We start from the raw sequence: 21,456 nt of genomic DNA, 5'->3' as shown, positions 1-21,456 counted from the left end.
CCGGGTGCCCCATAGGATGGGGACCGTGACGGACCACTACTTCTCCCGGACGACGCAGGCGGCGGACAAGCCGCGGACCATCGGCATCCACCTGGCCGGTCGCCAGGTGGACGTCACGACGAACGCCGGGACCTTCTCCCCCACCCGTCTCGACATCGGCACGAAGGTGCTCCTCGACGCCGTGCCCGCCCCGCCCGCCGGGGACCTGCTCGATCTGGGCTGCGGCTGGGGTCCGATCTCCCTCCACGCGGCGCTCACGGCCCGCGAGGCCGGGACCGACACCCGGGTGTGGGCCCTCGACGTGAACGAACGCGCACTCGGGCTCACCCACACCAATGCCGAGGCGCTCGGGGTCGGTGACCTGGTCCGCCCGGTGTACGCCGAGGAGATCCCCACCGACCAGCGCTTCGACGCGATCTGGTCGAACCCGCCGATCCGCGTGGGCAAGGACGTCCTCCACGATCTCCTGCGCACCTGGTTGCCGCGACTGCGCCCCGGCGGCGAGGCGTGGATGGTCGTCGCCAAGAAGCTCGGCGCCGATTCCCTGCTGACCTGGACGGCCGACATGCTCGGTGAGGGCTACACCTGCCGCAAGGAAGCGAGCTCCAAGGGGTTCCGGATCCTCGTGGTCCGCAAGGAAGCCTGAAGCACCTCAGGCCGTGAGGTCCTCATCGAGCGTGATCTCGCCGACGAGGACCGCGGGGCCGGCGAGGGCCACCCGGTCGCCGTCGATCTCGATCCGCACGGTGCCGCCGGGCTGTTCCACGTACCAGGTGTCGGGCCCGGTGGGTCCGGCCCAGTGCTGGGCCGCGATCGCGGTCGCGCACGCCCCGGTGCCGCAGGCGAAGGTCTCCCCGACGCCGCGTTCGTGGACCCGCATGCGCACGTGTCCGGCACCGGCGTCGATCCCGGCTCGGCTCGCGGCGGTGTCGGCCCCGACGACGATGTACTCGACGTTCGTGCCGTTCCCGGGCACCGGATCGACCCGTGGGACCGTGGTGAGTTCGGCCGCGCCCAGTTCGTCCTCACCGGCCAGCGCGACGACGGTGTGGGGATTGCCCATGTCGACGCTCAGGGCCGGCCGGGCGACGGGGATTCCACGGGTCTCGACGGTGGAGTCGAACCCTTCCGGGTGCGGCAGTGGGAACCCCCAGCGGCCCATGTCGACGCGGTACCAGGGTGCGGGGGACCCGAAGGGGTCGGCCACGAGTGTCACCGTCTTCGTGCCACCCCGGGTGCCGACCCGGATCGGGGTCGCGATGTCGGTCACCCGGCCGGTCCGCACGAGGTAATGGGCGAAGGCCCGCACCCCGTTGCCGCACATCTCCGCGATCGACCCGTCGGCGTTCCGGTAGTCCATGAACCACTCGGCCCCGTCCGCGGCGGCGACCGTCGCCTCGGGGATCCCGGCGACCGCAGAACGCACGACCCGGATGAGTCCGTCGGCACCGATCCCGGCCCGGCGGTCGGTGAGACGGCGCACCGCCGCAGGCCCGATCCGCATGTCCCCGGCGTCGTCGGCCACGAGCACGAAGTCGTTCTGCGTGCCGTGGGCCTTCGTCACCACGGTGCCCGCCACGAGGTCCGGGGTCGCGGGCGTGCCTGCCTCTGCGGTCATGGTGTCTCCTCCCCGGCCGTCTGCCGGTGGTCGGTGCTGTATCAGTGGTCGGTGCGGTTCCGGTGGTCGTCGTCGTGCGTCCCGTCCTGGGTGAATGCATCCGCCGTCCGGAAGATTCCCGTGGCGTCCGCCAGCAGCGTATTGCCCGGCGCGTCCACCCGTCCGGCCGGCAACCAGTGGATCCTGTCGTCCCGCCGGAACCAGGTCTCCTGCCGCTTGGCGAACTGCCGGGTGCGCACGATGCTCCGGTCGATCGCGTCCTCCGGGGTCATACGCCCGTCCAGGTGGTCGAGGATCTCCGCGTACCCGATCGCCTTCCGGGCGGTCGTGCCCTCCAGGAGGCCGCGCCCGAGGAGGGCCCTCACCTCGTCGACCCAGCCGGCCTCCCACATCCGTCCGACCCGCTCGGCGATCCGGGCGTGGAGCGTGGGCCTGTCCTGGGCGAGTCCGATCTGCACGGTCGGCGTCCAGTACTCGTAGCGCGGCAGGTGCGCCGAGAAGGGTTCGCCCGTGAGTTCGACGACCTCCAGGGCACGGACCACCCGTCGGGAGTCCCCCGGTTCGATCTTCGCCGCCGCCGCCGGATCGACCTGTCGCAGACGCGCGTGGAGCATCCGGCTGCCCTGCTCATCCGCCTCGGCCTCCAAGCGCGCACGGACCGCCGGGTCGGTCCCGGGGAACCCCATGTGGTCGGTGGCCGCCCGCACGTAGAGGCCGGACCCGCCGACGATGATCGGTACGTGTCCCCGTTCCCGGATCCGCGCCACGAGCGCCCGGGCCCATCCCTGGTACACCGCGACCGAGGCGTCCTCGGACACCTCCAACACGTCGAGCAGGTGGTGCGGGATCCCACCGCGCTCCGCGACCGGCAGCTTCGCCGTCCCGATGTCCATCCCCCGGTAGAACTGCATGGCGTCGGCGTTGATGATCTCGCCGTCGAGCTCCTGCGCGAGCGCCACCGCGAGGTCCGATTTGCCCGTCGCGGTCGCCCCGACGACGTTGATCACCGGAGTGACGGTCGGAAGCCCACTCATCGGCCCACCCGGGTGAGCACGGCGAGCAGGTAGTCGACGTGGTGGACGTCCGTGCGGTCGACGAGCTCCGTCCGCCACGCCGCCGAGGCGCCCTCCCCTCCCGCGGACAGGCGCCAGTCGGGAGAGTCGAGGAGTGCTGTGAGGTGTCCGAGTGCGGCACCGGGGACACCGATCTCCAGGATCCGCTCGACGAGAGCCCGGTCCTCCCGGGCCCCGCCGAGCAGTGCGTTCACGAGAGCCGTGTTCGTCTCCGCAGCGCCCTCGACCGGGGCCAGGGGCCCGTCGGGGTGGGCGACGGCGGAGAGGTCGAGCGGGACGAGGGCCGTGCCGGACGACGGAACCGTGCCGGATAACGGAGGTGTGCGATCGGTCGACGCCGCGAGGTGCACGGGGACCCCGGCCTCGTGGGTGGCCATCAGGGCGACCACGGTCGGGATGTCGAGCGACTCCGCGCGGATCTCCTCCAGCGCGGTCCGGTAGTCCTGACTGTCGAGGGCGACGACATCCGCGGGCACGGTTCCGGACACAGCGACCCGCAGGCCCCTGTCGATGCCCAGTCCCCCGAGGCCCACGACCTCCGGGACCGGGCCGGTTACGTGGAGGACCAGGGGTCGGCCCGTCCGGTCGTACTCGGCGCGCAGAGTGCCGTGCAGACGTTCCCGCAGGCGCGTCAACGCCGCGGGTTCCCCGTGGTCGATCCCGGAGAGGACGAGCGGGGTGGCCGGCATGAGCACGGCCCGGGGTCCATGGCCGTCCGGGGTCATGCGCCCACGCGGAGGGTGGGCATGCCGAGGACGGTGGGGCCGGCCGGACCCGCGGAGGCCGTCCCCGTGCCACAGCTCTCCGCCTGGGCGAGATCCCAGGCGTCCCCGGAGCGTGTGCGACGGACGGTGTAGCCGGAGTCCGCGAGGAGGAAGTAGGGCTTGGCGTCGGTGATGGTGGTCGTCACGACGTCACCGGGTCGGACGGGATCCGCCGCCGGATCGAGCGCGACGTGGACGAGGCGGTTGTCCTCGGCCCGGCCGCTCATCCGACCGTGTTCCGCGTCCGCCGCGGTGTTCACGAGGACCCGGACCTCCGTGCCGACGAGGGCCTGGTTCTCCTCTGCGGCGATCCGGTCCTGGAGTGCGACCAGCCGTTCGAACCGTTCCTGGACGGTCTCCTTGGGAATCTGGTCCTCCATGGTCGCCGCCGGGGTGCCGGGGCGGATGGAGTACTGGAACGTGAAGGCCTGGGAGAACCGCGCCTGCTCGACGACCTCCATGGTCGCCCGGAAGTCCTCCTCGGTCTCGCCGGGGAAACCGACGATGATGTCGGTCGTGATCGCCGCGTGCGGGATCCGCTCCCGCACGCGATCGAGGATGTCGAGGAACCGGGTGCTCCGGTAGGACCGCCGCATCGCCTTGAGGATCCGGTCGGAACCGGACTGCAGGGGCATGTGCAGCTGCGGCATGACGGTGGGGGTCTCGGCCATCGCGTCGATGACGTCATCGGTGAACATGGCCGGATGCGGGCTGGTGAACCGGATGCGCTCGATGCCCTCGATCTCGCCGACGGCGCGCAGCAGCTTGGCGAACGCCCCGCGGTCGCGGAACTCCGCCCCGTAGGAGTTCACGTTCTGTCCGAGCAGGGTCACCTCGGTGACGCCCTGGTCGGCCAGGGCCTTGACCTCCGCGAGGATCTCTCCGGGGCGGCGGTCCTTCTCCTTGCCCCGCAGCGACGGGACGATGCAGAACGTGCACGTGTTGTTGCAGCCGACGGAAATCGACACCCAGCCGGAGTGCGTCGACTCCCGTTTGGTCGGCAGGGTGGACGGGAAGACCTCGAGGCTCTCGAGGATCTCGACCTGGGCCTCCTCGTTGTGCCGGGCCCGCTCGAGCAGGGTCGGCAGCGAACCCATGTTGTGGGTGCCGAACACCACGTCGACCCAGGGGGCCCGCTCGACGATCGTGTCCCGGTCCTTCTGCGCCATGCACCCACCGACGGCGATCTGCAGCCCGGGGTGGGACTTCTTCACCCTCGCCAGGTGGCCCAGATTGCCGTAGAGCTTGTTGTCCGCGTTCTCCCGCACCGCGCAGGTGTTGAACACGACGAGGTCGGCCTGCGTGCCGTCCTCGGCGGGCACGTACCCGGCCGTGTCGAGGAGGCCCGAGAGACGCTCGGAGTCGTGGACGTTCATCTGACACCCGTAGGTCTTCACCTCGTAGGTCCGAGGCGAGGAGGGATCGGGCGCAGTGGGAACAGAGTTACCGGTGGTGTGCGAAAGCATGTCGGTCATGGCGCTACCAGTGTACGAGGACTACTCCGCAGGGTACTCGTCGAGGGCGGTCCGGGCGGCGTCCATGGCGGTCGATCCGGCGAACCCGCGCCGCCCGAGCATGCCGAGCACCCGGCGCAGGCGGGTGTCGTACGCCAGGGTGCGGGTGGTCCGGGCCTTCTTCCGGGCGACCTCGAGGGCGAGGTCGGACTCGTCGTCGAGGTCCGCGACGGCGGCCGCCGCGTGGTGCTCCGCGATCCCCTTGCGGGTGAGTTCCCGCTTGAGAGCCGCCACCGACAGGCGCCGGCGTTCCCGGTGGTCCCGGACGAAGGCGCGGGCGTACGCGGCGTCGTCGATGAGGTTCGAGGCGACGAGCCGCTCGATGAGGACGTCGACGACCTCCGCCGGGTGTTCCTTGCCCAGCAGTTTCTTCCGCAGTTCTGCGGCCGAGTGATCGCGGGCTCCGAGCATGTTGAGTGCCCGGGTCTTCGCCCGCGCGTACTCGGGATCGTCCGGTCCCACACCCGGTCCCCCGCCCGCCCCGGCGCTCCAGGAGGCCGGGGTGCGGGCGGGGTCGGTGATGCGGTCGACCTCGGCCTGCAGGGCGCCGAGGACCGTGGCGGGATCCTGCGCGCCCGCGCCGTGTTCCTGGGTCATCGACTCAGAAGTCGACCTCGGCAGCGGCGGGTGCGGGCTCCGCCGCGGTGTCCTCGGCCGGAGCGTCCGCGCCCTCCTCCTTGATGATGCCCAGTGCCACCTTGATCTTCAGCTCGATCTCCTCGGCCAGGCCCGGGTTGTCGTGCAGGAACCGCCGCACGTTCTCCTTGCCCTGACCCAACTGGTCGCCCTCGTAGGTGAACCAGGAGCCGGACTTGCGGATGATCCCGTTGTCGACACCCATGTCGATGAGGCTGCCCTCGCGGCTGATGCCGACGCCGTAGAGGATGTCGAACTCCGCCTGTTTGAAGGGCGGTGCAACCTTGTTCTTCACGACCTTCACACGGGTGCGGTTACCCACGTAGTCGCCGCCGTCCTTGAGGCCCTCGATCCGGCGGACGTCCAGGCGCACGGAGGCGTAGAACTTCAGCGCCTTACCGCCGGAGGTGGTCTCCGGGGATCCGAAGAACACGCCGACCTTCTCACGCAGCTGGTTGATGAAGATGGCCGTCGTGTTCGAGTTCGCCAGCGCGCCGGTGATCTTGCGCAGGGCCTGCGACATGAGGCGGGCCTGGAGGCCGACGTGGGAGTCGCCCATCTCACCCTCGATCTCGGCCTTGGGCACGAGAGCCGCGACGGAGTCGATGACGATGATGTCGAGGGCACCGGAGCGGATGAGCATGTCCGCGATCTCGAGCGCCTGCTCCCCGGTGTCCGGCTGGGAGACGAGCAGCTGATCGGTGTCGACACCCAGCTTCTTGGCGTACTCGGGGTCGAGTGCGTGCTCGGCGTCGATGAAGGCGGCGATGCCACCGGCCCGCTGGGCGTTGGCCACGGCGTGGAGCGCCACGGTCGTCTTACCCGAGGACTCCGGTCCGTAGACCTCGACCACACGGCCGCGCGGCAGGCCACCGATACCGAGGGCGGCGTCGAGGGCGATCGACCCGGTGGGGATCGCCTCGATGGGGGCGCGGGTCTCCTCGCCCAGGCGCATGACCGCGCCCTTGCCGTAGTTGCGGTCGATCTGGCCGAGCGTGGTCTCGAGAGCCTTGGCCCTGCCGTCGCCCTCCGCACGGGTGACCGGTGTCGCGCTCTTCTTCACTGCCATGGGATTCCTCCGATGTGGTCCACGTGCGACCGGTGGGGTCCACGTGCGGATTCGATCTGTCACCGGACAGGCTACGGAACCCCTCGGACACACTTCTGTGGGGCATCCGCACCTGTGGACGGTGGTGGGTCGTGGGACCCTCCTCCGGTCACAGGTCCGGTGGTCTCGGGACCCGAGTGTACACGGACATGGGAACAGGTGTTCGATAACCGCGGTGTGTCGTCCACCTCGTGTCCGGGACGGGTGGGAAGGGTTCCCCGGACACACCCCACCCCCGTCCGGGGGACGGGGGTGGGGTGACGGGGTTCAGAACGGACGGCTCAGGGGTGCGTTCGGGCCCAGACGGCGTTCGGGCGGGACGTCCGCGGCCTCGCAGACCGCCTCCCACACGACCTTGGCCCCGTGACCCGCCTCGAAGGCCTGGGCCGGCGTGATCGACCCGAGCGAACTGAGCGCCAGGTCCGTGTGGAGCGAGGAGGCCCGCACCGACCCGAACTCGTTGTTCATGAGGTCCCAGTACAGCGTGTGGCGCATGATCTCGGGCGGTTCCGGAGGCTCAGGGCTTGCTGCAGGCGAGCTCGCGCTCGAGCACGGAGGCCGACATCTCGGTCGGGACGGTGTCCGGGATCGCGATGCCCTCGCTCAGGGCCATGCGGTCGCTCACCTCGCGGAGGAGGGTGGACACGGGCATGTCGAGGGCGTCACAGATGCTGGAGAGCAGTTCCGAGGACGCCTCCTTCTGACCGCGTTCGATCTCACTGAGGTAGCCGAGCGAGACGCTCGCACCCACGGAGACGTCACGGAGGGTGCGGTTCTGCCGGCGGCGGGCGGCGCGGAGGGTGTCGCCGATCTCTGTACGGAGCAGTGTCATTGCCTTCTTCTCCTCTGGCGACGAATGTGTTCGAGTGTGCATACGAGGCGTTCAACGTCGCCCCGGACCGATTTCATTCCCGTGTGGGCCACACCGGGTGACGTCCACGGGATTTCGGTTGCACACGAGCCTACCGAAGTCCGGCGCGCAGCGGTATCAGGATCTCCCGAGGTCATGGGTTCCCGGGGGCGTCCGCGTGGTCGAGGACGAGGCGGAGCACGGCGTCGACGGTGGCCGCCCGGATCGCCGCCCGGTCCCCGCCCAGGTGCAGGTCACGCGCGATCACCGTGCCGCTCCCCCGACGGTCCGCGAGCGCCACGTGGACGGTCCCCACGGGCTTCCCGTCCTGGGGGTCGGGACCGGCCACACCCGTACAGGACACTCCCAGGTCGGATCCGCACGCCCGGGCCGCTCCCCGGGCCATCTGCGCTGCCACCTCCGGGTGCACCGCACCCTCCCGTTCCAGGAGTCCGGCGTCGACCCCGGCGAGTGAGGACTTCAGCGCGGTCGCGTAGGTGACGAGTCCACCCCGGAGCACCGCCGAGGCGCCCGGCACGTCCGCCAGACGTGCGGCCACGGCGCCGGCGGTGAGGGACTCGCAGGTGGCGAGGGTGAGACCGGCCGTGCCGAGCCTCTCGATCACCCGGGCGGCGAGCCCCGGTGTCTCCTGGTGGACGGTGGAGGCCATGGTCAGGGCACCTCGGCGTCGGGGTCCGTGCCGGTGGACTTCGCGGCGGCCACCCGACGGGCGGCCTGCACGACGTAGTCGAGGCCGGTGAGGACGGTCACGAGGATCGCCGCGGCCATCGCCACCCAGGCGATGACGGCGTAGGTGAGGAAGGCCGCCCCGTCGATGACCGCGCCGAGCGGGATCCACAGGAGGAAGAGGCCGAGGGCCACCGTCTGGAGGACGGTCTTGAGCTTGCCGCCCTTGGAGGCCGGGAGGACGACGTAGCGGATGATGACGAACCGCATGACGGTGATGCCGAGCTCGCGGACGAGGATGACGACCGGCACCCACCACGGCAGGATCCCGAGGACCGCGAGGCCCAGGAGGGCGGCGGCCATGAGGCCCTTGTCGGCGATCGGGTCGGCGATCTTGCCGAAGTCGGTGACGAGCCCGTACTTCCGGGCGATGTCGCCGTCGAGCTTGTCGGTGGCCATCGCGGCGAGGAACACGACGAGCGCCCAGACGTGGAAGCCCACGTCCTCCGTCCCGCGGGCCAGGAGCAGCCAGAGGAAGACCGGCACGAGGAGGATGCGGAACACGGTGAGCGCGTTCGGCACGTTCCAGTTGCTCGGTCTCGACTCCACCGATCCGGGGTGAGGCGTCGGGGTCGCGGGGTCCGGGGAGGTGCCAGGTGAGTCGTTCACACCCCCAGCCTACCGACCCACCGAACCCGCCCACACCATATGTGACGGGCGGGTCCGCTCACCGACCCGTGAGGCCCCAGGCGTCGTCCTCGGAGGCCTCGACGACCTCCAGCCCGGTGTCCGGGTCGATGTCCCCGGCGCGCAGCTCGGAGCCGGGGGTGAAGCCGCCCGCGCCGCCGGTGTACGCACCCGACGCGGCCGCGGGTGCGGACTCCTGCGGCGGAGGTCCGGGGTCCGCCGCCGGGGCGGGGTCCTCGACCGGGACGGCAGCGGCTTGGCCACCGTCGGTCCCGCCGGTCCCCGGCCCACCCGTGGGAGCCGGGGCACCACCGGTCTCTCCCCCGCCCGGCGGCTGTTCGCCCTTGATGTAGGCGAGCGTCTCGGCCAGGTCCTCCGGGCGGACGAGCACGTCGCGGGCCTTCGAACCCTCGGAGGGGCCGACGACGCCGCGGGACTCCATGAGGTCCATGAGGCGCCCGGCCTTCGCGAAGCCCACGCGCAGCTTGCGCTGGAGCATCGAGGTCGACCCGAACTGGGTGGTGACGACGAGCTCCGCGGCCTGGAGGAGCAGGTCCAGGTCGTCGCCGATCTCCTCGTCGATCTGCTTGGCCGGCGCCTCGACGGCGACGTCCTCGCGGTAGACCGGGGTGAGCTGCCCCTTGACGTGCCCGACGATCTGCTCGATCTCCGGCTCGTCGACCCAGGCTCCCTGCACACGCATGGGCTTGGCCGCACCCATCGGCAGGAACAGGGCGTCACCCTGCCCGATGAGCTTCTCGGCACCGGGCTGGTCGAGCACGACACGGGAGTCGGCGAGCGAGGAGGTCGCGAAGGCCAGCCTCGAGGGCACGTTCGCCTTGATGAGACCGGTGACGACGTCGACCGAGGGCCGCTGCGTGGCGAGCACGAGGTGGATACCCGCGGCGCGCGCCAGCTGGGTGATGCGCTGGATCGAGGCCTCGACGTCCCGCGGGGCGACCATCATGAGGTCGGCGAGCTCGTCGACGACGACGAGCAGGTACGGGTAGGGATGGAGTTCGCGCTCGGAGCCCGGGTCCGCCTGGATCCGGCCGTCCCGGACGGCCTTGTTGAACTCCTTCACGTGCTTGAACCCGTAGTTCGCCAGGTCGTCGTAGCGGGCGTCCATCTCCCGGACCACCCACTCGAGCGCCTCGGCGGCCTTCTTCGGGTTCGTGATGATCGGCGTGATGAGGTGTGGGATGCCCTCGTAGATCGTGAGCTCCACGCGCTTGGGGTCGACGAGGATCATCCGCACGTCGTCCGGCGTCGAGCGCATCATGATCGACGTGATCATCGAGTTCACGAAGCTCGACTTACCGGCACCGGTCGCACCGGCGACGAGGAGGTGGGGCATCTTCGAGAGGTCCGCGACGACGTACCCGCCCTCGACGTCCTTGCCGATGCCCACGACCATCGGATGATCGGTCTTCCGCGCCGCCTGGGACCGCAGGACGTCACCGAGGGCCACCGTCTCGCGGTCGGAGTTCGGGATCTCGATGCCGATCGCCTTCTTGCCGGGGATCGGCGAGAGGATCCGCACGTCCGCGCTCGCGACCGCGTAGGCGATGTTCTTCGAGAGGTTCGTGACCTTCTCGACCTTCGTGCCGCCGCCGAGTTCGACCTCGTAGCGGGTGACGGTCGGGCCGCGGGAGAACCCGGTGACCTCCGCGTCGATGTTGAACTGTTCGAACACGTCGCGCAGGGACTCGACGACCCGGTCGTTGGCCTCGGAACGCTCCTTGGCCGGGGGCCCCGCCGAGAGGATCTCGGAGGACGGCAGTGTGTAGGTGACGTCCCCGGCGAGCGTGAGCTGCTCGACACGCTGCGGCAGCTCGCCCGTCGGGGCCGGGGCCGGCGTGTTCGTCGTCGGCACCACGGCGTCCGGGGTGCCGGCCGGCGCCGTCCCGGCACCGGAGGTGGTGCGGTCGATGACGGCGGTGTTCGCGTCCTCGCCCACGTGGTCGTCGGCACGCACGGCGTCCGTCCCGGCGGCGTCCATGCCCAGGCTCTTCCGGAGGTCCGCGGCCTCCTTCTCCGCCTTCGTCGGCCGCCGCTGTCCCGGGCGCAGGCCGTCGTCCGCCGCAGCGGAACCCGCCGCCGAGGCGCCCTGTCCGCCGGCACCCGCCGCCGGATCACCGACCGCGTCGACGTCGTAGAACTCCCCGGGCCCGGTCCCGTCGGGCGTGGGCACCTGCCCGGTGAGGTCTTTCTCGTGGATGTAGGCCTTGTCGTAGGCGGTCTCGGTCTCGTCCTCGTAGCCGGGACCGGTCTTCGTGGCGTCCTTCTTCTTCGCTCCCCGCTTGCGCGATCCCACGGGTCGCAGATCGGAGGTCCGCCGGTTCTCGGAGACGAGGTCGGTCGGTTCCTCACCGTCCTCGCCCGTGGCCTCACCGGCGGTCCGTGCGACCTGCCCGGTGAGCAGGCGGTAGAGCCCGTACACCCGCTGCGGGATCCGGTTGACCGGCGTCGCGGTGATGACGAGCAGGCTGAAGAGGCCGAGGAGGACGAGCAGCGGAACCGCCACGTAGACGGTGGTGGCGGTGACGAGGGCGGAGCTCACGAGGTATCCGACCGCTCCCCCGCCATTCATCATGGCGTCGCGGCCGTAGACGAACCCGGGGGTCCCCACGGAGATGTGGGCGAGGCCGGCGGAGGCGACGAGCAGGGCGAGGACCCCGGCGAGGATCCGGTTGTTCGCCCGGACCGTGTTGCCGCTCACGAACAGGCGCGCGGCATAGGCGAGGAACACGAGTGGGAGTGCGAGGGCCACCCGTCCGAGGGATCCCTCGAACACGTTGCGGACCAGGTGTCCGACGGGGCCGGGGACGTTCCACCATTCGAAGGCGGCGACGACGATCGCGAGACCGACGAGGACGAAGCCCGTCCCGTCGCGGCGTTCCGTCGCGGTACCGGTCGGTTCCCGGTCCTCCGGTTCGAGCATCACCTTGCGTGCGCGGTCGCCTGCCATGTGGGCCACTCCCATCCACGCGCCGACCAGGACGTTGCGGCGCCCCGGGTCCTCGGCGGTCGATCGCTTCGAGCCCGCGCGGGAGCTCGTCCTCGTCCGGCCCGTCGATCCGGTGGATCCACGGCCGGTCGTCGTCTTCGCCCGGTTCCCCCCGGAGGAGGACCGTCGCTTCTTCCCGGCGCCGGTAGCGGGGGAAGTCGTACTGGTCGCCATGCTGCCCAGCCTAGACGCGACGAGGCCCGGATCCGCGCGGATCCGGGCCTCGGGCGTGTCTCCCCGGGCTTGCTGAGCGGCGCGAGAACGCCGTCGGAGCAAGGCGGAGGAGCGAAGACGCCCCGGGTTTGGGCTTCGAGCGACGACAACCCGCTCCGGCGACGTTGTCGCGTCGCTCAGTCAGGCGTCGTGGTCGGTCTCGATGAGCTTCTTGATCTGTTCGAGGGCGGCCTCGGCGCCCTCGCCCTCGGCGAAGAGGACGACCTCCTGGCCGTGCTCGGCGCCGAGTGCCATGAGCGAGAGCACGCTGCTCACGTCCATCGCCTCGTCGGCCGGGTCCCCGGGCAGACCGATGGTGACCTCGGTGTCCAGCTCGCCTGCCGCCTCGCTGATGATCGCCGCCGGCCGGGCGTGGAGTCCGACCTTGCTCGCGACGACTGCGGTGACCTGTGCCATGGGAATACCTGTTCCTTCTACTCGTGGAATGTGTGGTGGATGTGTCCGGGCCGGATCGGCCGGTGGACTCAGATGCCCAGCTCGTCGAGCACGGGCAGGAGGCGACGGACGCTGCGACGCGCCTCGGCGGCGGTGGGGGCCTGAACGGCCCGGCCCGCACACTTCTTGGCCATCCGCATGTCGACGGTGCGCAGGACGGCGGAGACCGCCGGCAGGGCGCGCGGGGACATCGACAGACTCGTGACGCCGAGGCCCACGAGGACGACGGCGAGGGCCGGGTCCGCCGCGGCCTCGCCGCACACGCCGACGGAGGCACCGTTGAGTGCCCCGCCGACGGCGGCCTCACGGATGAGCTTGAGGACGGCGGGCTGCCACGGATCGCTCAGTTCCCCGAGGTCCCCGAGCAGGCGGTCCGCCGCCATCGTGTACTGCGTGAGGTCGTTCGTGCCGATCGAGGCGAACTCGACCTCTCCCAGGAGCTCCTGGGACATGAGGGCCGCCGAGGGCACCTCGATCATGACCCCGGCCGTGTCGAGACCGTGGGAGTGGACGAGCTCGGCGAAGTCCCGGGCCTCGTCGACGGTCGCGATCATCGGCGCCATCACCTGGATCTCCGCGGTGTGCGCGGCCGCGGCCTCCGCGATCGCCTCGATCTGACGTTCGAGCACTCCGGGGTGGCTGCGGCCGGTGCGGTACCCGCGCACACCGAGTGCCGGATTGGGCTCCTCGCTGTTCGTGAGGAACGGCAGGGGCTTGTCCGCCCCGGCGTCGATGGTCCGGACCACGACCTTGCGGCCGGGGAAGGCGGCGAACACCTCCCCGTAGGCGGCGACCTGCACCTCCTTGCTCGGCTCGGTGTCGCGGTCGAGGAAGCAGAACTCGGTGCGCAGCAGGCCCACTCCCTCGGCCCCTGCGGCCGCGGCGCGGCGCGAGTCCTCACCGGTGCCCACATTGGCCCGCAGCGGTACGCGGTGGCCGTCCGCCAGCAGGGTCGGACCCTTGTAGGAGCGCAAGGCGGCGGCCCGCTCGGCCCACTGTCCGGCGAGCTTCCGCTCCTCGTCGCCCGGGTCGGTGGTGACCGTGCCGGCGGCCCCGTCGACGTAGACTGCGGTGTCGTCGGCCAGATCGAGGACGCCGTGGGCGTTGACGACGGCCGGCAGACCCAGGGACCGGGCCAGGATGGCCGTATGACTCTGCGGCCCGCCCTCGGAGCACACGAGTGCGACGACGGTGGTCGGGTCGAGAGTGGCGGTGTCGGCCGGCGCCAGGTCCGCGGCGACGAGGACGAAGGGCGTGCGCGAGAAGGGGATCCCGGGCGCGGGTTCGCCTCGCAGTTCCGCGATGATCCGGCCGCGCACGTCGAACACGTCCGTGGCCCGTTCGGCCATGTATCCGCCGAGAGCCTCGAACTGGGCGGCGATGTCAGCCGCCGCGTCCCACACGGCCCGCACGGCGTCGACCTCGGCGAGCTTCTTCGCCGCGGTCTTCGCGAGCATCGAGTCCTTGGCCATGAGGCTCGTGGCCTTGAGGACGGCCTGGGCGTCACCGGTGACGGTGGCCGCGCGGTCGGCGAGCTCGGCCGAGACCTTCTTCCCGGCGGCCTTGATCCGGGCAGCCTCCGCCGCCCGGTCCTCCTCGGCGGGGGCGGGACCGGCCGCGGGTTCGGTGAGTGGTGCCGGCATGCGCTTGACGGGGGCGACGATGCGGCCGGGGACCACGCCGATCCCGCTGTACACGGTCGGTGCGTCGGTGGTCATGACGGTTCTCCTCCTGGGTGAACACGGTCGTTCGGGTGGTGCGGACGGTGCGCCGGGTGTGGCGGGGGCGGATCCCGATTGAAGGTTATCCCTGACGAAGGACCCGCGGCGAGGTCGTCCTCAGGGGCCTCGGTCGTCAGGCGGTGGCCGCGGCCGGGACGGCGGCCGCGGGGGCCTGTTCCGTCGGAGCCTTGCGGATCCCCTTGAAGAGGATGACCGCGAGGGCGGAGACGACGGTGCCGATCGCGATGGCCAGGACGAAGAGCAGGAAGGGCTGGATCGCGAAGAACACGAACACACCACCGTGCGGAGCCTGGCTCGTCACGCCGAACAGCATGGTGAGGGCACCGGTGGTCGTCGCGCCGAGGATGCTCGCGGGGATGACGCGCAGCGGGTCCGCGGCGGCGAAGGGAATGGCTCCCTCGGAGATGAAGGCCGCACCGAGGAGCCAGGCGGCCTTGCCGTTCTCCCGCTCGCCGGCGGTGAAGATCCGGCCGCGGATCGTCGTGGCGAGCGCCATCGCGAGCGGCGGCACCATGCCGGCGGCCATGACGGTCGCCATGATCATGAGAGGCGCCGGGTTGTCGACGACGGAGCCCGCGCCCAGACCGGCGACCGCGAAGGAGTAGGCGACCTTGTTGACGGGACCGCCCAGGTCGGCGGCCATCATGAGACCGAGCACGGCACCGAGGGCCACGGCGGCGGAACCGGACATCGACCCGAGCATCGCCGTGAGGCCGTTCATGAGGGCCGCGATCGGGTTGCCGAGGACGACGAACATGAGACCGGAGGCGATGATCGAGGCGCCGAGCGGGATGATGACGACGGGCATGAGGCCGCGCAGCCAGCGGGGTGCCGGCAGATTCCCGATGAGACGGGCGGTGTATCCGGCGAGCAGACCGCCGATGATGCCGCCGATGAACCCGGCACCCATGAACCCGGCGACCGCACCGACGGTGAAGCCCGGGGCGATCCCGGGACGGTCCGCGAGTCCGAAGGCGATGTACCCGGCCAGGGCCGCGACGAGGAAGCCCATCGACAGGTTACCGATCTTGAAGAAGACCGCTCCCAGGTAGGCCCCGACCGGCCCCCAGGCGAGATCGCCGTACTCCGTCGGCAGGTTCCACAGGGAGTGCTCGAGGGTGATCGTGTCGGCGAAGTCGGTGATGTCGTAGCCGCCCAGCAGGAAGCCGAGAGCCATGAGCAGACCACCACCGGCGACGAAGGGGATCATGTAGCTCACACCGGTGAGCAGCACCCGCTTGAGCTCGGCACCGAAGGACTCCTTCCCCTGTGCCCCGGACGCCTCCGAGGACTCCCCGCCGGAGACGACCAGGCGGTCGCCCTGCGGGTCGTCGGCCTGGGCGAGTGCCCGGGTGAGCAGTGCGCCCGGTTCGTCGATGCCCTTCTTCACGGGCACCTGGACGTAGGGCTTGCCCGCGAACCGGGCCTTGTCACGCACGTCGACGTCGACGGCGAACACGACCGCATCGGCCGAGGCGAGGAACTCCGGATCGATCGGTGTGGTCCCCGAGGACCCCTGCGGCTCCACCCGGAAGTCGATGCCCATGTCCGCGGCCGCCTGTTCCAGGGCGTCGGCGGCCATGTACGTGTGGGCGATGCCCGTGGCGCAGGCCGTGACGGCGACGACCCGCCGGCGGGCGGGGGTCTCGGAGCTGGGGAGGGTGGCGGGAGACGGCGCTGCCGAGGCGCCCTGCTCTCCGGCCTCCACCGCGGGGTCCACCTGTGCCTCCGCGGCGGAGGCCTCGGGAGCCGGCGCGAGACCGAGGGCCTGCTCCACCTCGGCGACGACCGTCTGCGGGTCGGCCGCCTCCCGGAGCCTGGCGAGGAAGGGCTTCTTCATGAGGTTCCGGGCGAGCTTGGACAGCAGCGCCAGGTGTTCCTTGTCGGCCCCGGCGGGAGCGGCGATGAGGAAGACGAGGTCGGCCGGGCCGTCCTTGGCGCCGAAGTCGACGGGGTTCGACAGGCGTGCCATCGCGAGCGACGCCGCGGTGACGGACTCGTGGCGGGTGTGCGGGATGCCGATGCCGCCGGGGATGCCGGTGGGGGTCTTCGCCTCGCGGGCGAGAGCACCGGCGGCGAGTGCGTCCGCGTCAGTGGCACGGCCGTCCGCGGCGATGCGGGCGGCGAGTGCGCGGATGACGGACTCGGCGTCGGGTCCGAGGTCGGCGTCGAGGGCGACGAGCTGGGGTGCGATGAGCGAGGACATCACATCTCCTTCGGTGCGGGGGTCTGGGAGACGGTTCCGGTGGTCGCGGCGGACCCGGGGCCGGATGTGTCGGGGGTGGAGGTGTCGCCGAGATGGAGTTCGGTGACGGTGACGAGTTCGGGCGTGGTGTCGGCGAGCGCCGGGACCCCGGTGCCCGGAAGTGCGGCGGCCGCGGTGCCGTGGGCGACGGCCCGGGCCACCTGGGAGAACGCCTCGGCCGCGTCGAGGCGGGCCAGCAGCAGCCCGGCGAGGCTGGAGTCCCCGGCCCCGACGGTGCTGCGGACGGCGACGGGTGCGTGGACGGCGTGGAAGGCCCGCGGTGTGCCCGCGGGGGCGTCGACGTACACGGCACCGGCGCCACCGAGGGTGGCGAGCACCGCACCCACCCGACCGACGGAGGTGTCCGCCGGGTCTACGAGGCGGGCGGCCGCCCGGGCGACGGTGAGGGGGTCCGGGGGGAGGCCGTCCAGGCCCAGCAGTTCGGCCAGTTCGTCCTCGTTGGGTTTCACGAGGTCCGGAGAGGCGGCGAGGGCGGCGGCCAGCGGCGGACCCGAGGTGTCGACGACGACCGTCGGGGGCGCGGGGAGGTCACGGAGGTCGGTGGTGAGCAGCCCGTAGAGGTCCTCGGGCGCGCCGGGCGGCAGGGAACCGGCGAGGACGACGGTGTGGGCGGCGGTCCGGCGCACCTCGGCGACGACAAGGTCCCGCAGGCGGCGGAGGCGGTCGGCGTCGAGCACGGCTCCGGGTTCGTTGATCTTCGTCGTCGTGCCGTCCGGCTCCGTCACCGTGACGTTCGAGCGAATGGGCTCGCCCGTGTCGAGGACCGTCGTGGGGATGCCCAGGTCGGTGAGCGCCCGGACGACGGGGTCCGTCGGGGTGCCGGGCAGGACGGCGGTCGTCTCCGCCTGCGAGGCGGCCAGGGCACGGGAGACGTTCACGCCCTTGCCACCGGGCTGGGTGGTCGTGTGGTGGGCGCGCTGCACCCCGCCGCGGACGAGGGCGGAGTCGAGGGACACGGTCCGGTCGAGGCTGGGGTTGACCGTGAGGGTGAGGATCATGCGAGTACCACTTCCACATCGGCCTCGTCGAGGGCCCGGGCGAGTTCCGGGTCGACGGCGCGCGGGCCCGGTTCGTTGGTGATGAGCAGGTCGATCTCGTCGAGGGCGGCGAACCGGACGAAGCTGTCCTTGCCGAGCTTGGAGCCGTCGGCGAGGACGACGGTGCGGCGGCCCGCGCGGACGAGAGCGGCCTTCGTCGAGGCCTCCGACTGGTCCGGCGTCGACAGACCGTGCTGCGCGTCGACCCCGTTGGCCCCGAGGAAGGTGAGATCGGCCCTCAGGCGCGAGATCGCGTCGACCGTGACGGCCCCGACGGCGGTGCGGGTGAGTGCGCGGACGAGTCCGGGCAGGACCTGGACCTCGATGCCCGGCGCGTCGTGCATGGCGAGGACGACACCGATCGAGTTCGTCGCGACGGTGAGGCGACGACCGGCTCCGCCGGTGCGGTTGGCGTCGGCCAACGCGTGCGCGAGCGCCTCGGTCGTCGAGCCGCCGTCGAGGACGAGCGAGGCAACCCGCGGGACCTCCCGGGCCGCGGCGACGGCGATCCGTCGCTTCTCGTCCAGACGTTCGACACTGCGTTCGTCGACACCGCTCTCGTGGATGCTCGGCTGGTCGGCCGGGACCGCCCCGCCGTGCACGCGCCGGCACAGCCCCAGGTCCTCCAGGGCCGCGAGGTCGCGGCGGACCGTCTCGGTCGTGACGTCGAACTCCACGGCGAGGTCACGCACGGTGACCCTGCCCGATCGCTGGATGTGGTCCGCGATCAGCCGACGGCGCTCCTCTGCGAACACCTCGACCTCCCGTTCTGCTGTGGGGGTCTGCTGCGGGGAAGGTCCGTATGGTGTGGGAACTTCCTCGTACCCCTGTGGTTTTGGTTTCGATTATGTGGTGCCGTGTGCGTAACGTCAATCCATGTCCACACATTCCGTACGAGTCGGGCCCGATCCCTCGTGCACGCGATCCGTGATGGCCGTCCGCGCCCGCCGCCCGCGCCCCGGGCTCCCGCGTGACAGGACCGTGACGTGCGGACCCCCACTGCCGGGAACCGGCCCCAGTACGCTTGACCCCGTGAACCGCCTCGACCACACGTCCCACCTCCGACGCCGGCTGCTGCCCCCGGCCGTCGCGGCCCTCGCCCTGTGCGCGGGGCTCGTCGGATGTGCGGTCCCCACCTCCTCCCCCACCGGCGCCCCGGCCGACGGTCCCGCGACCGGACACGAGGGTGCACCCGAAGGAGGTGCGACACCCGGCGGGGTGGCCACGGAGTCCGGCCCGCAGTCCGGGTCCGTGGGATCGGAGGAGATCCCGGCCCGGTCCGAGGAACTCCTCGATACGGTGATGGTCACGCCGCCGGAGATACCCGCCGGATACGAGGAGGGCACCCGGGCGGCCATGCCTGCGCTCGACGGACCCGTCGAGATCGATCCGGACCCCACCGACTCCCTCGGTGCCTGCGAACAGTACGTGACCGACAAGCGGTTCCCCGGCGGATCGAGCGCCTCGGCCGGGGTGAGCTGGGTGGCCCAGTCCCTCGGCGGCCACACGACCGGGATGGCGACGGTCCTCCTGGAGACCGAGGGCCTCACCAACCCGGGCTCGGCGGCCCACGACCAGTACACCCGGTTCCGCGACCGACTGCTGGCCTGCGGGGACGTCCCCCTGAAGGACCTGCCCGACTCCGCCGCCCGAGGGAGTGCCACCCCCACCGAGGAGTTCACGGTCCTGCACGACGAACGCCCCGACCGGGCCGCGGTCGAGGCCGGAGAGGCCACCGCCTTCGTCTGCCACGCGGCCACCGAACTCTTCGACTACTCGACCTCTTCGAGCACCCAGATCCCGGGTCACAACGGTGGCTGTGTCGGCACCTCCGGCACACTCATCGTCACGGTCCTCCAGTTCACGACGATGGACGACGAGTCCGTCCCGCCGCAGGAGCTGCGGGACGGACTGGACACGGACATCGTCGACGTCTTCACCACGCAAGCCCAGAAAGCAGGATTCGAGCTCCCATGACGACGCTCACGACCGCACCCCGCCGCACCCGCCGGGCACTGGCCACCACCCTGTCCGCCGGGGCCGCCGCGCTCACCCTCGTGCTCACCGGCTGTGCCTCCCCCGCGGAGGAGACCGCACCGGCCGAGGACGAGGCCGCCGCCGAGGAGGCCCCGGCCGCCGAGGAGACGGACAACCCCGCCGACGCGCTGGCCCCCGAGGAGGGCAGCGAGGACGTCGCTGCCGCCTCGCAGGTGGTGCTCGACGAGATCCTGCTGACTCCCGAGGAGTTCCCGCTCGAGGGCTACGGAGATCCCGAGGAGGTCGCCTACGGCGCGGCCGAGGCGGGCCCGGGTGAGCAGGAGGAGGGTGCCCGCACGTGGACGCCGGAGTCGGACACGACCCTCGTCGAGTGCACGACGGCCGCCCAGGCCGCCCGGTCCATGGACGTCTACGACGCCGGCGCCAACCGCCGGTACATCGCCCTCGACGGGGACTCCGCTGCCGGCTACTCCCTCGTGGCCATGCGTGCTCCGGAGACGAGCGGCGAGCTGTCCCCGAAGGCCATCTGGGACGACTTCCACGCGATCGTCGCCGCCTGCAACTCCGTCGAGAAGCAGGAACTCACCGGCGCCGGCCTGTTCGAGCGCCCCACCGAGCAGTACACCGCCTTCCAGGAGCACGTGGGTGACGGGACCCGCGAGGACCCCGCGGCCGTGTGCTTCTCCGCCTTCCAGAAGCGGCCCGACGACACCCCGCAGGTGAACTCGATGTGCCTGGTCGCGGCCGGTGACATGCTCTTCACCGTCCAGGCCATGCGGAACTCCTTCGAGGACGAGCTGAGCCCCGAACGCTTCCAGGACGGCACGAACGACGTGTGGGACGTCTCCCGCGCCCAGGTCGCCAAGTCCGGGGTCACCCTCCCCGAGGCCTGAGCGGGCACGCGCGTTTTGTTCCGTGTTCTTCCCCGCCGGACCGCTGTATCCCGCAGGGTCGGACGCGCGTTCGGTACCGGGGTGACAGGCCTACCGTCGGGGGCATGACACCTTCGCGCCCACTCATGTTCCTCACCTCCGGCCTGCTCGCGCTCGGGCTGGCCCTCACCGGCTGTGCCGGGGCCGGGGCCTCCGACCCGGCGGGCGCCTCGGGAGCGGGTGGGGACGCCGTCACCGCGGCGGCGAGCGAGGTCTCCCGGACCGACTCCGGTGCGGTGATCCCGTCCGGGTACGTGGACGGCGCCGTGACTCTCGTGCGCGGCACGGACGGGGTGGGCCTCGTGACGGACACCGCGGCTCTCGGCGACACCCCGGTCGTGAGCGAGTGGTTCGACCTCCACTGCCCTTACTGTGCGATGTTCGCCGACCTGCACGGGTCGACCTTCGAGGGCCTGCTCGACTCCGGCGACGCCGCCCTGGGTCTGTACCCCATGGCCTTCCTCGACGACCACTCGGCCGGGGACGCCTATTCGACCCGGGGCGCCGTCCTGCTCGCGGCGATCGCCGACTCCGGACAGGGCGCGGCGTGGTGGCCGACACTCCAGGGACTCATGGGCGCCCAGCCGGAGTCCGGCACCGGGATGAGTGACGCGCGGATGCTGGAGATCGCCACGGAGGCCGGCGTGGACACCACGGCAGCCCTGAGCTCCTTCCCGGACCTCACGGTGGAGCAGGCACTCGCCCAGAAGGTCTTCGCCGACTATGTCGCGGAGCCCGCGCAGGCGGCCTTCCACTCCGGCATCGAGCAGGTGCCGACCGTGAAGGTGGGTGGAGCGGAGGTCACCTCGATCGGCGACGCGACCGCCTTCGACGCCGAGCCGCACGCGCTGCTCTGATTCCGCCC

Annotated in this window: 20 protein-coding genes; 4 read left to right on the top strand and 16 right to left on the bottom strand. The window is 71.4% G+C overall.

Translation table 11 applies throughout. The features are described 5' to 3' along the window. Positions 1–16 precede the first annotated feature (16 nt). Positions 17–646, top strand: coding sequence for a class I SAM-dependent methyltransferase (locus tag AAD496_RS05590; RefSeq protein WP_433913726.1), 630 nt, complete (start codon positions 17–19; stop codon positions 644–646). Positions 647–652: 6 nt separating this feature from the next. Here the strand turns inward: AAD496_RS05590 and dapF are convergent, their stop codons facing one another. The 16 genes from dapF to AAD496_RS05510 all read right to left on the bottom strand — a co-directional run bounded on the left by dapF (position 653) and on the right by AAD496_RS05510 (position 18,416). Continuing rightward, positions 653–1,618, bottom strand: coding sequence for a diaminopimelate epimerase (dapF, locus tag AAD496_RS05585; RefSeq protein ID WP_349827666.1), 966 nt, complete (start codon positions 1,616–1,618; stop codon positions 653–655). Between the two features lie 41 nt (positions 1,619–1,659). After that, positions 1,660–2,652, bottom strand: a complete 993-nt coding sequence (miaA, locus tag AAD496_RS05580) for a tRNA (adenosine(37)-N6)-dimethylallyltransferase MiaA (protein WP_349827665.1) — start codon at positions 2,650–2,652, stop codon at positions 1,660–1,662. Further along, positions 2,649–3,416, bottom strand: coding sequence for a hypothetical protein (locus AAD496_RS05575; protein ID WP_349827664.1), 768 nt, complete (start codon positions 3,414–3,416; stop codon positions 2,649–2,651). Before AAD496_RS05575 ends, miaA begins: the two co-directional genes overlap by 4 nt. Beyond that, positions 3,413–4,921 carry a tRNA (N6-isopentenyl adenosine(37)-C2)-methylthiotransferase MiaB gene (gene miaB / locus AAD496_RS05570; protein WP_349827683.1) on the bottom strand — a complete coding sequence of 503 codons (1,509 nt, stop codon included), beginning with the start codon at positions 4,919–4,921 and terminating at the stop codon, positions 3,413–3,415. The genes AAD496_RS05575 and miaB overlap by 4 nt, the downstream gene beginning before the upstream one ends. A 30-nt stretch (positions 4,922–4,951) precedes the next feature. Beyond that, positions 4,952–5,566, bottom strand: coding sequence for a regulatory protein RecX (locus AAD496_RS05565; RefSeq protein ID WP_349827663.1), 615 nt, complete (start codon positions 5,564–5,566; stop codon positions 4,952–4,954). Positions 5,567–5,570: 4 nt separating this feature from the next. Further along, positions 5,571–6,674, bottom strand: a complete 1,104-nt coding sequence (recA, locus tag AAD496_RS05560; RefSeq protein WP_349827662.1) for a recombinase RecA — start codon at positions 6,672–6,674, stop codon at positions 5,571–5,573. A 306-nt stretch (positions 6,675–6,980) separates the two neighbouring features. Then, complete coding sequence (locus tag AAD496_RS05555) at positions 6,981–7,208, bottom strand: DUF3046 domain-containing protein (RefSeq protein ID WP_349827661.1); 228 nt, start codon at positions 7,206–7,208, stop codon at positions 6,981–6,983. A gap of 22 nt (positions 7,209–7,230) precedes the next feature. Further along, a complete protein-coding gene (locus AAD496_RS05550; protein WP_349827660.1) occupies positions 7,231–7,545 on the bottom strand; it encodes a helix-turn-helix domain-containing protein in 315 nt (104 codons plus the stop codon). A 172-nt stretch (positions 7,546–7,717) separates the two neighbouring features. After that, positions 7,718–8,233, bottom strand: a complete 516-nt coding sequence (locus AAD496_RS05545) for a CinA family protein (protein WP_349827659.1) — start codon at positions 8,231–8,233, stop codon at positions 7,718–7,720. A gap of 2 nt (positions 8,234–8,235) precedes the next feature. Beyond that, entirely contained in the window at positions 8,236–8,919 is a 684-nt protein-coding gene (gene pgsA / locus AAD496_RS05540; RefSeq protein WP_433913725.1) for a CDP-diacylglycerol--glycerol-3-phosphate 3-phosphatidyltransferase, read from the bottom strand. A 58-nt stretch (positions 8,920–8,977) separates the two neighbouring features. Next, the gene (locus AAD496_RS05535) at positions 8,978–11,908 is read right to left on the bottom strand and encodes an FtsK/SpoIIIE family DNA translocase (protein ID WP_349827681.1); all 2,931 of its coding nucleotides are present in this window, start codon (positions 11,906–11,908) and stop codon (positions 8,978–8,980) included. Between the two features lie 393 nt (positions 11,909–12,301). Continuing rightward, a complete protein-coding gene (locus AAD496_RS05530) occupies positions 12,302–12,577 on the bottom strand; it encodes an HPr family phosphocarrier protein (protein ID WP_349827658.1) in 276 nt (91 codons plus the stop codon). A gap of 68 nt (positions 12,578–12,645) precedes the next feature. Further along, positions 12,646–14,334 (bottom strand): phosphoenolpyruvate--protein phosphotransferase, encoded by a 1,689-nt coding sequence (ptsP, locus tag AAD496_RS05525; RefSeq protein WP_349827657.1) that lies wholly within the window; start codon positions 14,332–14,334, stop codon positions 12,646–12,648. 136 nt (positions 14,335–14,470) lie between these two features. Then, a complete protein-coding gene (locus AAD496_RS05520) occupies positions 14,471–16,564 on the bottom strand; it encodes a PTS fructose transporter subunit IIABC (RefSeq protein ID WP_349827656.1) in 2,094 nt (697 codons plus the stop codon). Next, positions 16,564–17,622 (bottom strand): 1-phosphofructokinase family hexose kinase, encoded by a 1,059-nt coding sequence (locus AAD496_RS05515; protein ID WP_349827655.1) that lies wholly within the window; start codon positions 17,620–17,622, stop codon positions 16,564–16,566. The genes AAD496_RS05520 and AAD496_RS05515 overlap by 1 nt, the downstream gene beginning before the upstream one ends. Beyond that, positions 17,619–18,416, bottom strand: coding sequence for a DeoR/GlpR family DNA-binding transcription regulator (locus AAD496_RS05510; RefSeq protein WP_349827654.1), 798 nt, complete (start codon positions 18,414–18,416; stop codon positions 17,619–17,621). Before AAD496_RS05510 ends, AAD496_RS05515 begins: the two co-directional genes overlap by 4 nt. A 277-nt stretch (positions 18,417–18,693) precedes the next feature. Here AAD496_RS05510 and AAD496_RS05505 point away from each other — a divergent pair, with 277 nt between their 5' ends. The 3 genes from AAD496_RS05505 (at position 18,694) to AAD496_RS05495 (ending at position 21,448) form a co-directional block, all read left to right on the top strand. Next, the gene (locus AAD496_RS05505; protein ID WP_349827653.1) at positions 18,694–19,638 is read left to right on the top strand and encodes a hypothetical protein; all 945 of its coding nucleotides are present in this window, start codon (positions 18,694–18,696) and stop codon (positions 19,636–19,638) included. Then, entirely contained in the window at positions 19,635–20,552 is a 918-nt protein-coding gene (locus AAD496_RS05500) for a hypothetical protein (RefSeq protein WP_349827652.1), read from the top strand. Before AAD496_RS05505 ends, AAD496_RS05500 begins: the two co-directional genes overlap by 4 nt. Before the next feature lie 104 nt (positions 20,553–20,656). Next, positions 20,657–21,448, top strand: a complete 792-nt coding sequence (locus AAD496_RS05495) for a DsbA family protein (RefSeq protein ID WP_349827651.1) — start codon at positions 20,657–20,659, stop codon at positions 21,446–21,448. The last annotated feature ends 8 nt before the right edge of the window (positions 21,449–21,456 follow it).

The sequence above is a fragment of the Brevibacterium litoralis genome, assembly GCF_040212315.1.
GTDB lineage: Bacteria > Actinomycetota > Actinomycetes > Actinomycetales > Brevibacteriaceae > Brevibacterium > Brevibacterium litoralis.
The sequence above is the reverse complement of the archived record's forward strand: the minus strand, read 5'-3'. Positions and strand labels throughout refer to the sequence as shown.

Coding starts and splice junctions, on each gene's coding strand:
- miaB (WP_349827683.1), bottom strand. CDS start 4,921: ATGCTTTCGCACACCACCGGTAACTCTGTTCCCACTGCGCCCGATCCC.
- AAD496_RS05555 (WP_349827661.1), bottom strand. CDS start 7,208: ATGCGCCACACGCTGTACTGGGACCTCATGAACAACGAGTTCGGGTCG.
- recA (WP_349827662.1), bottom strand. CDS start 6,674: ATGGCAGTGAAGAAGAGCGCGACACCGGTCACCCGTGCGGAGGGCGAC.
- AAD496_RS05545 (WP_349827659.1), bottom strand. CDS start 8,233: ATGGCCTCCACCGTCCACCAGGAGACACCGGGGCTCGCCGCCCGGGTG.
- AAD496_RS05530 (WP_349827658.1), bottom strand. CDS start 12,577: ATGGCACAGGTCACCGCAGTCGTCGCGAGCAAGGTCGGACTCCACGCC.
- AAD496_RS05565 (WP_349827663.1), bottom strand. CDS start 5,566: ATGACCCAGGAACACGGCGCGGGCGCGCAGGATCCCGCCACGGTCCTC.
- AAD496_RS05520 (WP_349827656.1), bottom strand. CDS start 16,564: ATGTCCTCGCTCATCGCACCCCAGCTCGTCGCCCTCGACGCCGACCTC.
- AAD496_RS05515 (WP_349827655.1), bottom strand. CDS start 17,622: ATGATCCTCACCCTCACGGTCAACCCCAGCCTCGACCGGACCGTGTCC.
- AAD496_RS05550 (WP_349827660.1), bottom strand. CDS start 7,545: ATGACACTGCTCCGTACAGAGATCGGCGACACCCTCCGCGCCGCCCGC.
- dapF (WP_349827666.1), bottom strand. CDS start 1,618: ATGACCGCAGAGGCAGGCACGCCCGCGACCCCGGACCTCGTGGCGGGC.
- AAD496_RS05535 (WP_349827681.1), bottom strand. CDS start 11,908: ATGGCAGGCGACCGCGCACGCAAGGTGATGCTCGAACCGGAGGACCGG.
- miaA (WP_349827665.1), bottom strand. CDS start 2,652: ATGAGTGGGCTTCCGACCGTCACTCCGGTGATCAACGTCGTCGGGGCG.
- AAD496_RS05575 (WP_349827664.1), bottom strand. CDS start 3,416: ATGACCCCGGACGGCCATGGACCCCGGGCCGTGCTCATGCCGGCCACC.
- AAD496_RS05500 (WP_349827652.1), top strand. CDS start 19,635: ATGACGACGCTCACGACCGCACCCCGCCGCACCCGCCGGGCACTGGCC.
- AAD496_RS05495 (WP_349827651.1), top strand. CDS start 20,657: ATGACACCTTCGCGCCCACTCATGTTCCTCACCTCCGGCCTGCTCGCG.
- AAD496_RS05590 (WP_433913726.1), top strand. CDS start 17: ATGGGGACCGTGACGGACCACTACTTCTCCCGGACGACGCAGGCGGCG.
- ptsP (WP_349827657.1), bottom strand. CDS start 14,334: ATGACCACCGACGCACCGACCGTGTACAGCGGGATCGGCGTGGTCCCC.